General features: G+C 72.9%; 16 protein-coding genes. 2 read left to right on the plus strand and 14 right to left on the minus strand.

Annotation, left to right across the window (positions count from 1 at the left end; translation table 11 throughout):
• Positions 1–4 precede the first annotated feature (4 nt).
• The 6 genes from trpC to hisI form a co-directional block, all read right to left on the minus strand.
• Complete coding sequence (gene trpC, locus ACGFXC_RS21525; protein ID WP_393715061.1) at positions 5–814, minus strand: indole-3-glycerol phosphate synthase TrpC; 810 nt, start codon at positions 812–814, stop codon at positions 5–7.
• 183 nt (positions 815–997) lie between these two features.
• A complete protein-coding gene (locus ACGFXC_RS21530; RefSeq protein ID WP_393715063.1) occupies positions 998–1,507 on the minus strand; it encodes a DUF2752 domain-containing protein in 510 nt (169 codons plus the stop codon).
• A gap of 71 nt (positions 1,508–1,578) precedes the next feature.
• Positions 1,579–1,830, minus strand: a complete 252-nt coding sequence (locus ACGFXC_RS21535) for an HGxxPAAW family protein (protein ID WP_393715065.1) — start codon at positions 1,828–1,830, stop codon at positions 1,579–1,581.
• Between the two features lie 109 nt (positions 1,831–1,939).
• A complete protein-coding gene (locus tag ACGFXC_RS21540) occupies positions 1,940–2,593 on the minus strand; it encodes a TIGR02234 family membrane protein (protein ID WP_393715067.1) in 654 nt (217 codons plus the stop codon).
• Between the two features lie 14 nt (positions 2,594–2,607).
• On the minus strand, positions 2,608–4,098 hold the full coding sequence (locus ACGFXC_RS21545) for an anthranilate synthase component I (RefSeq protein ID WP_393715069.1): 1,491 nt from the start codon (positions 4,096–4,098) through the stop codon (positions 2,608–2,610).
• 14 nt (positions 4,099–4,112) lie between these two features.
• Positions 4,113–4,481, minus strand: a complete 369-nt coding sequence (gene hisI / locus ACGFXC_RS21550; protein WP_351818763.1) for a phosphoribosyl-AMP cyclohydrolase — start codon at positions 4,479–4,481, stop codon at positions 4,113–4,115.
• Between the two features lie 84 nt (positions 4,482–4,565).
• Here hisI and ACGFXC_RS21555 point away from each other — a divergent pair, with 84 nt between their 5' ends.
• Entirely contained in the window at positions 4,566–5,198 is a 633-nt protein-coding gene (locus ACGFXC_RS21555; protein WP_393715070.1) for a TIGR03085 family metal-binding protein, read from the plus strand.
• Between the two features lie 62 nt (positions 5,199–5,260).
• Here the strand turns inward: ACGFXC_RS21555 and hisF are convergent, their stop codons facing one another.
• From hisF to hisD, 8 genes are read right to left on the minus strand one after another with little or no spacing between them, the layout of a single operon-like run.
• Entirely contained in the window at positions 5,261–6,016 is a 756-nt protein-coding gene (hisF, locus tag ACGFXC_RS21560; protein WP_393715072.1) for an imidazole glycerol phosphate synthase subunit HisF, read from the minus strand.
• Positions 6,013–6,405: a RidA family protein gene (locus ACGFXC_RS21565; protein ID WP_393715074.1), complete on the minus strand. Its 393-nt coding sequence runs from the start codon at positions 6,403–6,405 to the stop codon at positions 6,013–6,015. Before ACGFXC_RS21565 ends, hisF begins: the two co-directional genes overlap by 4 nt.
• The gene (gene priA / locus ACGFXC_RS21570; RefSeq protein ID WP_351818775.1) at positions 6,402–7,127 is read right to left on the minus strand and encodes a bifunctional 1-(5-phosphoribosyl)-5-((5-phosphoribosylamino)methylideneamino)imidazole-4-carboxamide isomerase/phosphoribosylanthranilate isomerase PriA; all 726 of its coding nucleotides are present in this window, start codon (positions 7,125–7,127) and stop codon (positions 6,402–6,404) included. The genes ACGFXC_RS21565 and priA overlap by 4 nt, the downstream gene beginning before the upstream one ends.
• On the minus strand, positions 7,127–7,768 hold the full coding sequence (gene hisH, locus ACGFXC_RS21575) for an imidazole glycerol phosphate synthase subunit HisH (RefSeq protein WP_351818778.1): 642 nt from the start codon (positions 7,766–7,768) through the stop codon (positions 7,127–7,129). Before hisH ends, priA begins: the two co-directional genes overlap by 1 nt.
• The gene (locus ACGFXC_RS21580; protein ID WP_351818781.1) at positions 7,765–7,932 is read right to left on the minus strand and encodes a hypothetical protein; all 168 of its coding nucleotides are present in this window, start codon (positions 7,930–7,932) and stop codon (positions 7,765–7,767) included. Before ACGFXC_RS21580 ends, hisH begins: the two co-directional genes overlap by 4 nt.
• 2 nt (positions 7,933–7,934) lie before the next feature.
• On the minus strand, positions 7,935–8,528 hold the full coding sequence (gene hisB, locus ACGFXC_RS21585; protein ID WP_030155936.1) for an imidazoleglycerol-phosphate dehydratase HisB: 594 nt from the start codon (positions 8,526–8,528) through the stop codon (positions 7,935–7,937).
• The gene (locus tag ACGFXC_RS21590; RefSeq protein WP_393715077.1) at positions 8,525–9,634 is read right to left on the minus strand and encodes a histidinol-phosphate transaminase; all 1,110 of its coding nucleotides are present in this window, start codon (positions 9,632–9,634) and stop codon (positions 8,525–8,527) included. The genes hisB and ACGFXC_RS21590 overlap by 4 nt, the downstream gene beginning before the upstream one ends.
• A complete protein-coding gene (gene hisD / locus ACGFXC_RS21595) occupies positions 9,631–10,953 on the minus strand; it encodes a histidinol dehydrogenase (RefSeq protein ID WP_393715079.1) in 1,323 nt (440 codons plus the stop codon). The genes ACGFXC_RS21590 and hisD overlap by 4 nt, the downstream gene beginning before the upstream one ends.
• Before the next feature lie 123 nt (positions 10,954–11,076).
• Here hisD and ACGFXC_RS21600 point away from each other — a divergent pair, with 123 nt between their 5' ends.
• Positions 11,077–12,663, plus strand: a complete 1,587-nt coding sequence (locus ACGFXC_RS21600; RefSeq protein WP_393715080.1) for an oxidoreductase — start codon at positions 11,077–11,079, stop codon at positions 12,661–12,663.
• Position 12,664 lies beyond the last annotated feature (1 nt).

The raw sequence follows: 12,664 nt of genomic DNA on the forward strand, positions 1-12,664 counted from the left end.
GGGATCAGCTCCGGCCGTGGCGCAGGGCGGGGTGGGCGCCGGCGGCGACGAGGTCGGCGACGGCCGCCTTCGGGTCGCGGCCGGTGACCAGGGACTCGCCGACGAGGACCGCGTCGGCGCCGTCGTTGGCGTAGGCGATCAGGTCGTGCGGTCCGCGGACGCCGGACTCGGCGACCTTCACGATGTGGGCCGGGATCTCGCCGACGATCCGCTCGAAGGTGGAGCGGTCGACCTTGAGGTCCTTGAGGTTGCGCGCGTTGACGCCGATGATCTTGGCGCCGGCGGCCACGGCCCGCTCGATCTCCTCCTCGTCGTGCACCTCCACGAGCGGGGTGAGGCCGATGGACTCGGCCCGCTCGATGAGGGAGACGAGGGCCTCCTGGTCCAGGGCCGCGACGATCAGCAGCACGAGGTCGGCGCCGTAGGCACGGGCCTCCCACAGCTGGTAAGCCGTGACGATGAAGTCCTTGCGCAGGATCGGGATGTCCACGCGGGCGCGGACGGCCTCCAGGTCGGCCAGCGAGCCGCCGAAACGGCGCTGTTCGGTGAGGACGGAGATGACCGCCGCACCGCCCGCCTCGTAGTCGGCGGCGAGCCCGGCCGGATCGGCGATCGCGGCCAGCGCGCCCTTGGAGGGGCTGGAGCGCTTGACCTCGCAGATCACCTTGACGCTGTCGCCGCGCAGGGCCGCGACACCGTCCTTGGCCTGGGGCGCCTTGGCGGCACGCTCCTTGAGCTCGTCGAGGCTCACGCGGGCCTGCCGTTCGGCAAGGTCTTCGCGGACCCCTTCGATGATCTCGTCGAGCACACTCACGCGAGCGGCCCCCTTCCGGGTTAGTGACGGTCGGCCGCCTTGCGGACACGTACCCCTGCAAGGTCAGCACTCCAAATGGTATCCGCAGGTCTGTACGGCCTCTGCACTGACTTCGCCGATTCCCAGGGACTGGACAGTCGGAATATGGGCTTCCCATAGCTGTCCGCGAGGCCCTGCAAGGGCTCAGGGGGCCAGAGCGGAACCGAGGGGAAAATTGCGGACAATCGAGAACACGAGCACCAGGAGTCCGATTCCCCACCAGGCCGCGGGCCGCAGCGCGAGCCGGGGCACGGCGCCGCCCCGCACCGCCCTGAACAGCCACAACGCCAGGAAACCGGCGAAGACGAGGTAGCCGGCGACGGCCACGGCGTTGGACCCGAGCGCGGCCGCCAGGTCCCCCCGGGCGAAGGCGTGCGCGCTGCGCAGCCCGCCGCAGCCGGGGCACAGCACACCGGTCAGCCGGAACAGCGGGCACACCGGGTAGTGCCCGGGCTCGTTGGGGTCCACCGCACCGACGTAGGCGAAGGCGGCGACGGTCCCGGCCAGCGTGAGCAGCGGCCCGGCCAGCCGGCGGGCCCGCGAGGCGGGTACGGGCGCCTGCGCGCCGGGTACGGGGGCCTGCGCGGGCGGTACGGGGGCCTGCGCGGGCGGCGGGGGCCGCCAGGGCGTGGCGGGGGTGCGAGGGGCGTCCACCGGCTGATTCTCTCCGCTCACGGCAAAAGGCGCAGCCCGACCGGGCCGCGCCTTTGGAACCTCGGTACCGCTCAGACCTTGGCGGGAACCCGGTTGGCGGCGATGACGTCGGCGAGGTCGCGGTGCTCGACCTTCGGGGCGCCCATGCCCGCGGCCTTCATCGCGAGGCCGACGACTCCGCCGACGGCGACGACGACGAGACCGGCCCAGAACCCGATCGGGTTCGCCAGCACCATGAAGGCGCCGGAGACGCAGAAACCGATGAAGGCGATGATGACACCGGTCCAGGCGGCCGGGGTGTGTCCGTGGCTCGTGCCCGCCATGAGTTGCTCCTCGTTGCTCTGTCTCGCGTGCTGTGTCGCACGCTCGCTGTCATTGTCCCGCACGGGGCGGGCCCTTTCGCCAGTGGGTGGCCCTTCGCCGGGCGGCCGTTCAGCCGGTCGGGTCCTCACCACGGTCCAGAGCTTTCCACAGGTCCTCCGGCCGGTCCGGGTCCACCGCCGCCGGAGTCCTCCTGCGCGGGCTGCCGTCACGCTCGTAGCGGCCCCCCATCGCGGGCCAGCTCCGGCCGAAACGCAGCGCCAGCAGGCCCGCCAGCAGGATCAGGACGCAGCCGAAGGCCGTGACGTACGGCCACGCCGTATGGGTCAGGCCGCCCACCCGGGCGGCGGTGTCGGCCGTCGCGGTGACCGCGCGCTCGTCGAGCGCCCGGTGGTCGTCGGCGGCGGCCACCGCGGACAGCGCCCCGCCGAGACCGCTCAGCGCGAGCAGGGCGGACACCAGCAGCCGTCCCCGGCCGCGGACGGCGAACACCGCCACCAGGGCCGCGAGGCCGACGATGGCCAGGGCCGCGGGCAGGCCGGTGACGGCACGGCCGTCCGCGGTCAGGGGCAGCGAGCCGCCTCCCACGGCGGCGCTGCCCCGGGCCCAGACGCGGCCGGAGGCGAGCAGGACGACGGCGGCGCCCAGCGCGCCGAGCAGCAGGGCGACGACCACGCTGCGGCGGCCGTTCTTGCTCTCGGCGCTTTCGGGGGCGTCCGTTGCGGCGGGGGGCGGGGGCGGGGGCACGGCACTCACGTACCCCACTATCCCCTACGGCCTCAGCCGCGGTGGAGGCGGTTCGCCGCTCCGACGGCCCGGAGCACCGCGGCCGCCTTGTTGCGGCACTCCTGGTCCTCCAGTTCGGGCACCGAATCCGCGACGACGCCCGCTCCGGCCTGCACGTACGCCGTCCCGTCGCGCAGCAGCGCGGTGCGGATGGCGATGGCCGTGTCGGAGTCCCCCGCGAAGTCGAGGTAGCCGACGCAGCCGCCGTACAGGCCCCGGCGGGAGGGCTCCAGCTCCTCGATGATCTGCATCGCGCGCGGCTTGGGGGCGCCGGAGAGGGTGCCGGCCGGGAAGCAGGCGGTGAGCACGTCGAAGGCGGTCCTGCCCTCGGCGACGCGTCCGGTGACCGTGGAGACGATGTGCATCACGTGGGAGTAGCGCTCGATCGACATGAAGTCGACGACCTCCACCGACCCGGGCTCGCAGACCCGGCCGAGGTCGTTGCGGCCGAGGTCGACGAGCATCAGGTGCTCGGCGCGTTCCTTGGGGTCGGCCAGCAGCTCTTCGGCGAGGTCGTTGTCCTCCTGCGGGGTCGCCCCGCGGTGGCGGGTGCCCGCGATGGGGTGGACCATGGCCCGCCCGTCCTCGACCTTGACCAGCGCCTCGGGGCTGGAGCCGACCACGTCGAAGCCGTTCTCGAAGCGGAAGAGGTACATGTACGGGGACGGGTTGGTGGCCCGCAGCACCCGGTAGACGTCCAGCGCGGAGGCGTGGCAGGGGGTCTCGAACCGCTGCGAGGGCACCACCTGGAAGGCCTCGCCGGCCCGGATGCGTTCCTTGACGTCCTCGACGGCGGCCTGGTATTTCTCGCCGCCCCACAGGGCGTCGAAGGGCGGCAGCGCGGACTCCGGGAGCGCGGCGGGCACGTAGGGCGCCGGCCGCGCCAGGTCGGCCTCCATCGCGTCGAGGCGGGCGACGGCGTCCGCGTACGCCTCGTCGGCGCCGGTGTCGAGGGCGTTGTGGTTGATCGCGTTGGCGATGAGCAGGACCGTGCCGTCCCAGTGGTCGAGGACCGCCAGGTCGGAGGTGAGCAGCATGGTCAGCTCGGGGAGCCTCAGGTCGTCCTCGGTGTGGTCCCCGATGCGCTCCAGGCGGCGCACGATGTCGTAGCCGAGGTAGCCGACCATGCCGCCGGTGAAGGGGGGCATGCCGGCCGCGAGGTCGCGGGGGGTGTGCAGGGCCTCGACGGTGGCGCGCAGCGCTTCGAGGGGGTCGCCGTCGGTGGGCACGCCGACGGGCGGGGTGCCGATCCAGTGCGCACCGCCGTCCTTGACGGTGAGGGTGGAGTCGCTGCGGACGCCGACGAAGGAGTAGCGGGACCAGGAACGGCCGTTCTCGGCGGACTCCAGCAGGAAGGTGCCGGGGCGCTCGCCGGCGAGCTTCCGGTAGAGCCCGACCGGGGTGTCCCCGTCGGCCAGCAGCCTGCGGCTCACGGGGATGACGCGGCGGTCGGCCGCGAGCTTGCGGAACGTCTCTAGATCCATGGCGCGGACCCTACCTATTCGGCGTCGGTGCGGAGGAGGACGTCGGCGTCGAAGCAGGTCCGGGCGCCGGTGTGGCAGGCGGCGCCGACCTGGTCGACCTTGACGAGCAGGGTGTCGGCGTCGCAGTCGAGGGCGACGGACTTCACGTGCTGCACGTGGCCGGAGGTGTCCCCCTTGACCCAGTACTCGCCGCGGCTGCGGGACCAGTAGGTGCAGCGGCCGGTGGTCAGGGTGCGGTGCAGGGCCTCGTCGTCCATCCAGCCGAGCATGAGCACCTCGCCGGTGTCGTACTGCTGGGCGATGGCGGGCACCAGGCCGTCCGGGGAGCGCTTGAGGCGGGCCGCGAGGGCGGGATCGAGGGAGGACGTACTCATGCGGGCCATTGTGCCGCGTGATCGGCGCGGGCACGGAGCGCCGTCCGCCTGATGGGCGGGCACGGGGCGGGTTCCGGCCGTAGGCTGTCGCGCATGTCTACCCATGCGAAGCGCGAACGCCTGCTGCTGGCGGACCTGTTGGAGTCGGCCGGACCGCAGGCCCCGACGCTGTGCGACGGCTGGCGGGCGCGGGAGCTCGCGGCGCACGTGGTCGTGCGCGAGCGGCGGCCGGACGCGGCGGGCGGTCTGGTGCTGAAGGCGCTCAAGCCCCGGCTGGACCGGACGATGGCCGAGTACGCGGCCAAGCCGTACGAGGAGCTCATCCAGCTGATCCGGACCGGTCCGCCGAAGATGTCGCCCTACTCGCTCAAGCAGATCGACGAGGCGGCGAACGCGGTGGAGTTCTACGTCCACGCCGAGGACGTGCGGCGCGCGCAGCCGGACTGGTCGCCGCGGACGCTGGACCCGGTGTTCTCGGACTCGCTGTGGTCCCGTCTGGAGAAGCTGGCCCGGCTGACGGGCCGGCGCTCGCCGGTCGGCCTGGTCCTGCGCCGCCCGGACGGCCGTACGGCGGTGGCGCACAAGGGCGTCCCGGTGGTGACGGTGACGGGCGAGCCGGGCGAGCTCACGCTGTTCTGCTTCGGCCGCCAGGAGGCCGCCGCGGTGGAGCTGGACGGCGACAAGGAGGCCGTGTCCCGCCTGACCAGGGCCCAGCTCGGCATCTGACCGGCCGGCCCCCGTCCCTCCCGGGCGGGAGGGACGGGGGCCGGGGCCCGCGCACGGCCGCCTCAGCGGACCGGGTGGCCCGCTTCCCGCAGGGCCGATTTGACCTCGGAGATCCGCAGGTCGCCGAAGTGGAACACCGACGCCGCCAGGACGGCGTCGGCGCCCGCCGCGATGGCGGGCGGGAAGTGGGCCAGCGTGCCCGCGCCACCGGAGGCGATCACCGGGACGGTGACGTGCCGGCGCACGGCGGCGATCATCTCGGTGTCGTAGCCGTCCTTCGTGCCGTCGGCGTCCATCGAGTTCAGCAGGATCTCCCCGGCGCCCAGTTCGGCGGCGCGGTGGGCCCACTCGACGGCGTCCAGCCCGGTGCCCTTGCGGCCGCCGTGGGTGGTGACCTCGAAGGAGCCGGAGGCGGTGCGGCGGGCGTCCACGGACAGCACGAGCACCTGGCGGCCGAAGCGCTCGGCGATCTCCCGGATCAGCTCGGGGCGCGCGATGGCGGCGGTGTTCACGCCCACCTTGTCGGCCCCGGCCCGCAGCAGCTTGTCCACGTCGTCCGCGGTGCGCACCCCGCCGCCCACGGTCAGCGGGATGAAGACCTGCTCGGCGGTGCGGCGGACCACGTCGTAGGTGGTCTCGCGGTTGCCGGAGGAGGCGGTGATGTCGAGGAAGGTCAGCTCGTCGGCGCCTTCGGCGTCGTAGAGCTTGGCCATCTCGACGGGGTCGCCCGCGTCCCGCAGGTTCTGGAAGTTGACTCCCTTGACGACGCGGCCGTTGTCCACGTCGAGGCAGGGGATCACGCGTACGGCGAGGCTCACGCCTCCACCTCCTTGTACGCCTCGACCTCCACCTCGACGACCATCGACGGGTCGACGAAGCCGGAGACGATGATCATGGAGGCGGCGGGGCGGACGGCGTCGAAGAGCTCCTTGTGGGCGCGGCCCACCTCCTCCACGTCCCGGGCGTGCGTGAGGTACATCCGGGTGCGGACCACGTGCTCGGGGCCCAGGCCCGCCTGGGCGAGCGCCTTGAAGGCGACGCCGAAGGCCGTCATGGTCTGGTCGTACGGGCCCCCGCCGTCGGCGGCGGTGCAGCCGGAGACGAGGACGAGGCCGTTGGAGAGCCGCACGGCGCGCGAGTAGCCGATGACGTCCTCGTAGGGCCCGCCGGAGGAGATGCGGCGCACCGCTTCGGAGGAGCTGCTCATGCGGAGACCACCTTCAGGGCTTCTTCCAGGGTGAAGGCCTTGGCGTACAGGGCCTTGCCGACGATCGCGCCCTCGACGCCCTCGGGGACCAGCGCGGCGAGCGCGCGCAGGTCGTCCAGGCTGGAGATGCCGCCGGAGGCGACGACGGGCCGGTCGGTGGCGGCGCAGACGTTGCGCAGCAGCTCCAGGTTGGGGCCGGTCAGCGTGCCGTCCTTGCCGATGTCGGTGACGACGTAGCGGGCGCAGCCCTCGGAGTCCAGGCGGGCGAGGGTCTCGTAGAGGTCGCCGCCCTCGCTGGTCCAGCCGCGGCCCTTGAGGGTGGTGCCGCGCACGTCGAGGCCGATGGCGATCCTGTCGCCGTGTTCGGCGATGGCCTTGGCAGCCCACTCGGGGGTCTCCAGGGCGGCGGTGCCGAGGTTGACGCGGGTGCAGCCGGTGGCGAGGGCCGCGGCGAGCGAGGCGTCGTCGCGGATGCCGCCGGACAGCTCGACCTTGATGTCCATGGCGCGGGTGATCCCGGCGACGAGGTCGCGGTTGTCACCGGTGCCGAAGGCGGCGTCGAGGTCGACGAGGTGCAGCCATTCGGCGCCGGAGCGCTGCCAGGCGAGGGCCGCCTCCAGCGGGGAGCCGTAGGAGGTCTCGCTGCCGGAGACCCCGTGGACGAGGCGGACCGCCTGGCCGTCGCGGACGTCGACCGCGGGGAGGAGCTCAAGCGTCTTCATCAGAGGGTCTCGATCCAGTTGGTGAGCAGCTGGGCGCCGGTGTCGCCGGACTTCTCGGGGTGGAACTGGGTGGCCCACAGTGCCCGGTTCTCCACCGCCGCGACGAAGGGCTCGCCGTGGGTGGCCCAGGTGACCCTGGGCGCGCGGATGGCCGGGTTGGTGACCTCCAGGTTCCACTCGTGCGCCGCGTAGGAGTGCACGAAGTAGAAGCGGGCGTCGGCGTCGAGCCCGGCGAAGGCCTGGCTGTCGGCGGGCGCGTCCACGGTGTTCCAGCCCATGTGGGGGACGACGGGGGCCTTCAGCGGGCCGACCGTGCCGGGCCACTCGTCGAGGCCCTCGGTCTCCACTCCGTGTTCGATGCCGCGTTCGAAGAGGATCTGCATGCCGACGCAGATGCCCATGACGGGGCGGCCCCCGGAGAGCCGGCGGCCGATGATCCAGTCGCCGCGGGCGTCCTTCAGGCCGCGCATGCAGGCGGAGAAGGCGCCGACGCCGGGGACGAGGAGGCCGTCGGCGTCCATGGCCTTGTCGTAGTCGCGGGTGATCTCGACGTCCGCGCCGACGCGGGCGAGGGCCCGCTCGGCGGAGCGGACGTTGCCGAACCCGTAGTCGAAGACGACGACGTTCTTGCGTGCGGTCATTCCCAGATCCCCTGGATGCGCAGGACTCCGGCGACGAGGCACATGACGGAGCCGATGGCGAGCAGGACGATGACCGATACGGGCATCTTCTGCTTCTGGAAGGAGTAGACGCCGCCGGCCAGGAACAGGCCGAGGACGATCAGGATGGTGTTGAGGCCGTTCACGGCTAGAGGGCGCCCTTCGTGGAGGGCAGGATGCCGGCGGCGCGCGGGTCGAACTCGGCGGCGTAGCGCAGGGCCCGGGCGAGGGCCTTGAACTGGCACTCCACGATGTGGTGGGCGTTGCGGCCGTACGGGACGTGGATGTGCAGGGCGATCTGGGCCTGCGCGACGAAGGACTCGAAGATGTGCCGGGTCATCGTGGTGTCGTACTCGCCGATCATCGGCGCCATGTTCTCGGGCTCGGTGTGCACGAGGTAGGGGCGGCCGGAGAGGTCGACGGTGACCTGGGCGAGGGACTCGTCCAGCGGCACGGTGCAGTTGCCGAAGCGGTAGATGCCCACCTTGTCGCCGAGGGCCTGCTTGAAGGCGGCGCCCAGCGCGAGGGCGGTGTCCTCGATGGTGTGGTGGCTGTCGATGTGCAGGTCGCCGTCGGTCTTGACGGTGAGGTCGAAGAGGCCGTGGCGGCCGAGCTGGTCGAGCATGTGGTCGTAGAAGCCCACGCCGGTCGAGACGTCGACCTTGCCGGTGCCGTCGAGGTTTATCTCGACGAGGACCGAGGTCTCCTTCGTGGTGCGTTCGACCCGTCCGATGCGGCTCATGCCTGCTGCTCCTTCTTCAGTGCGCGAACCGCTTCCAGGAACGCGTCGTTCTCGTCCGGGGTGCCGGCGGTGACCCGCAGCCAGCCCGGTACGCCGTTGTCCCGGACCAGGACGCCCTGGTCGAGGATCTTCTGCCAGGCGGTGTGCGAGTCGTCGAACTTCCCGAACTGGATGAAGTTCGCGTCGGACTCGGTGACCTCGAAGCCGAGGGCCGCCAGCTCGGTGACGAGGCGGTCCCGTTCGGCCTTGAGCTGCTCGACGTAGCCGAGCAGGGTGTCGGTGTGTTCCAGGGCGGCCAGCGCGGTCGCCTGGGTGACGGCCGACAGGTGGTACGGCAGCCGCACCAGCTGGACGGCGTCGACCACTGCGGGGTGCGCGGCCAGGTAGCCCAGGCGCAGTCCGGCGGCGCCGAAGGCCTTGGACATGGTCCGGGAGACCACGAGGTTCGGGCGGCCCTCGATCAGCGGCAGCAGCGAGTCCCGGTGGCTGAACTCCACGTACGCCTCGTCCACGACCACCAGGGACGGCTTGGCCGCCTGCGCGGCCTCGTACAGCGCGAGGACGGTCTCCGCGCCGACCGCGGTGCCCGTGGGGTTGTTGGGGGAGGTGATGAAGACGACGTCGGGGGCGTGCTCGGCGATGGCCCGCTCGGCGGCCTCCACGTCGATGGTGAAGTCCTCCCGGCGGGGCCCGGAGATCCAGCCCGTGCCGGTGCCCCGGGCGATCAGCGCGTGCATCGAGTACGAGGGCTCGAAGCCGATCGCCGTGCGCCCCGGCCCGCCGAAGGTCTGCAGCAGCTGCTGGAGCACCTCGTTGGAGCCGTTGGCGGCCCAGACGTTCTCGCGCGCCACCGGGTGCTTGCCCGTACGGGTGAGGTAGGCGGCCAGCTCGGTGCGCAGCTCGACGGCGTCCCGGTCGGGGTAGCGGTTGAGGGTCCGGGCGGCGTCGGCGACGCGCTCGGCGATCCGCGCGACGAGCTCCGCGGGGAGCTCGTAGGGGTTCTCGTTGGTGTTCAGCTGGACGGGCACGTCGAGCTGGGGGGCGCCGTACGGGGTCTTGCCGCGCAGCTCGTCCCGGATGGGCAGGTCGTCGATGCCGAAGCTCACTGGGTGGGCACCTTCCATCCGAAGCGCGCCTTCAGGGCGGCGCCGTGCGCGGGCAGGTCCTCGGCCTCGGCCAGCGTGACCACGTGGTGGGTGACCTCGGCGAGGGCGTCGCGCGTGTAGTCGACGATGTGGATGCCGCGCAGGAAGGACTGCACGGAGAGGCCGGAGGAGTGGCAGGCGCAGCCGCCGGTGGGCAGCACGTGGTTCGATCCGGCGCAGTAGTCGCCCAGCGAGACGGGGGACCAGGGGCCGACGAAGACCGCGCCGGCGTTGCGGACGCGGGCGGCCCAGGCGGCCGCGTCGGCGGTCTGGATCTCCAGGTGCTCGGCGCCGTAGGCGTCGACGACCTTGAGGCCGTCCTCCAGGCTGTCGACCAGCACGATCGCGGACTGCCTGCCGGCCAGGGCGGGCTTGATCCGGTCCTCGACGTGCTTGGTCGCGGCGACCTGGGGCTCCAGCTCGCGCTCGACGGCGGCCGCGAGCTCCGCGGAGTCCGTGACGAGGACGGCGGCGGCCAGCGGGTCGTGCTCGGCCTGGCTGATCAGGTCGGCGGCGACGTGCACCGGGTCGGCCGTGGAGTCCGCGAGGACCGCGATCTCGGTGGGGCCGGCCTCGGTGTCGATGCCGATCTTGCCGGTGAAGTAGCGCTTGGCGGCGGCCACCCAGATGTTGCCGGGGCCGGTGACCATGTTGACCGGCAGGCAGTCCTCGGTGCCGTACGCGAACATCGCGACGGCGACGGCGCCGCCGGCCGCGTACACCTCGTCCACGCCGAGCAGCGCGCACGCGGCGAGGATCGTGGGGTGCGGCAGGCCGCCGAACTCCTTCTGCGGCGGGGAGGCGAGCGCGATCGACTCGACGCCGGCCTCCTGCGCCGGTACGACGTTCATGACGACGGACGACGGGTAGACGGAACGCCCGCCGGGGGCGTACAGCCCCACGCGCTCGACCGGAACCCACTTCTCGGTCACGGTGCCGCCGGGCACCACCTGGGTGGTGTGCTCGGCGCGGCGCTGGCTGCGGTGCACGATCCGGGCACGCCGGATCGACTCCTCCAGGGCGGCGCGGACGGCCGGGTCCAGCTCGTCCAGGGCGGTCTTGAGGGCCTCGGCGGGCACCCTGACCTGCTCCAGTTCCACCCCGTCGAACTTCCGCGCGTACTCGATCAGCGCCGCCGTGCCACGATGATGGACGTCCTCGCAGATGGGCCGCACCTTCTCCAGGGCGGCTTCCACGTCGAACTCGGCACGGGGCAGCAGATCGCGCAGGGCGCCACCCTCGGGGAGGGTGTCGCCGCGCAGGTCGATACGAGAGATCACCCCCCAATTCTCTCAGACCGATTCCCGGCACCGTTCGCCCGTATCACTGGCTGATACGCGTCCCGGATGTCACCGGCGCCCCTTAGCGTTCTCGTACACGCAACGGGACAGCGGGGGGCTGCCATGACCGAAGTGCGGGTGGACGGGGTTCCGCCGGACCTGACGGACGCCGAACGTCACATGTGGCAGACCTTCCGGGCGGGCACCGTCTGTGACCTCGGCACCCGGATCGCCGAGGAGGACGATCCGCACGGCGACGCCGTCTGGGGTCCCGGGCGCCGGGTCCGGGCGGAGGTGGTGGCGCTGCTGCTGCTGGCCGGGCCGGAGCCCGTACCGGGCCGCGTCGGCTGCCTGAAGCTGCGCGGCGCGCACGTCACCGGGCGCCTGGACCTGTCGGGGGGCGTGGTGCCCCCGTACGTCGAGATCCGCTCCTGCCGCTTCGACAGCGAGATCCAGCTCTCCGAGACGCGCTTCGGCACGCTGCGGCTGGACAACTGCGCGGTGCCCCGGATCGAGGCGGCCCGGCTGCACACCGAGGGCGACCTGCACCTGGCGCGCTGCCGGGTGGCGCGCGGGATCCGGCTGACCGACGCGCAGATCGGCACCGACCTGCTGATCAGCCAGGCCGTCTTCCGGCGCGACGGGCGGGGCCGCGCCTTCGCCGCCGACGGGATGGCCGTCGCCCAGGACTTCCAGGCCGATCTGGTGGAGGCGTACGGGGAGGTCAGCCTGCGCGCGGCGAAGGTCGGCGCCTCGATGAGCCTGCGCGGGGCGCTGCTGGTCAACCCGGACGGCCGGCGCGCGCTGAACGCCCCGACGCTGACCGTCGAGCGGACCCTCTACCTGACCTCGATCGCCGCCCCGGAGGCCGGGGAGGCCGCCCGCCCGTACGACTGGGGGCAGACCCCGACGCGCGGCGGCCCGGAGCGGCCCTTCGAGTGCCGGGGCGGGCTGCGGCTGGACGACGGCCGCTTCGGGGACTCCGTCGACTTCTACGGGGCCCGGTTCGAGCTGCGGACCGAACAGGAGGTCTCGCTCCGGCGGATCCAGACCCCCGAGTTCCGCTTCGTCGGCGAGGCCCCGGAGCGGGGCCGGGTGGTGGTGTCGGGCTCGAAGGTGGTCAAGCTCGTCGACCGCTCCACGAGCTGGCCCGGCCCGGGCCGGCTCTCCATGGAGGGCTTCGTCTACGAGAACCTCGCCCCCCGGGGCCACTTCCCGCTCGCCCGCCGCCTGGAGTGGGTGGCCGCGGCCACGCCCGAGTACTCGCCGGAGCCGTACGAACGGCTGGCCGCCGTACTGCGCAACGGCGGGGAGGACTCCGACGCCCGCGAGGTGCTGCTGGCCAAGCAGCGGCGGCGCCGGTCCACCCTGCCGCCCGCCGCGAAGGCCTGGGGGTACCTCCAGGACTGGACGGTGGTCTACGGCTACCGGCCCGGGCGGGCGGCCCTGTGGATGGCGGTGCTGTGGGCGGCGGGCGCCCTGCTGTTCTCCGGGCACCGCCCGGAGCCGATCAAGGCGGACGAGCACCCGCAGTGGGACGCCGCCCTGTACGCCCTCGATCTGCTGCTCCCGGTGATCGACCTCGGCCAGGAGGGGCAGTGGAAGGTGACGGGCGGCTGGCAGTGGGCGGCGGCCTCCCTGGTCCTGCTGGGGTGGATCCTGGCCACGACGGTGGCCGCGGGCGCGTCCCGGCTCCTGCGCCGGGGGTGAC

The sequence above is a fragment of the Streptomyces sp. NPDC048507 genome, assembly GCF_043199995.1.
Lineage (GTDB): Bacteria > Actinomycetota > Actinomycetes > Streptomycetales > Streptomycetaceae > Streptomyces.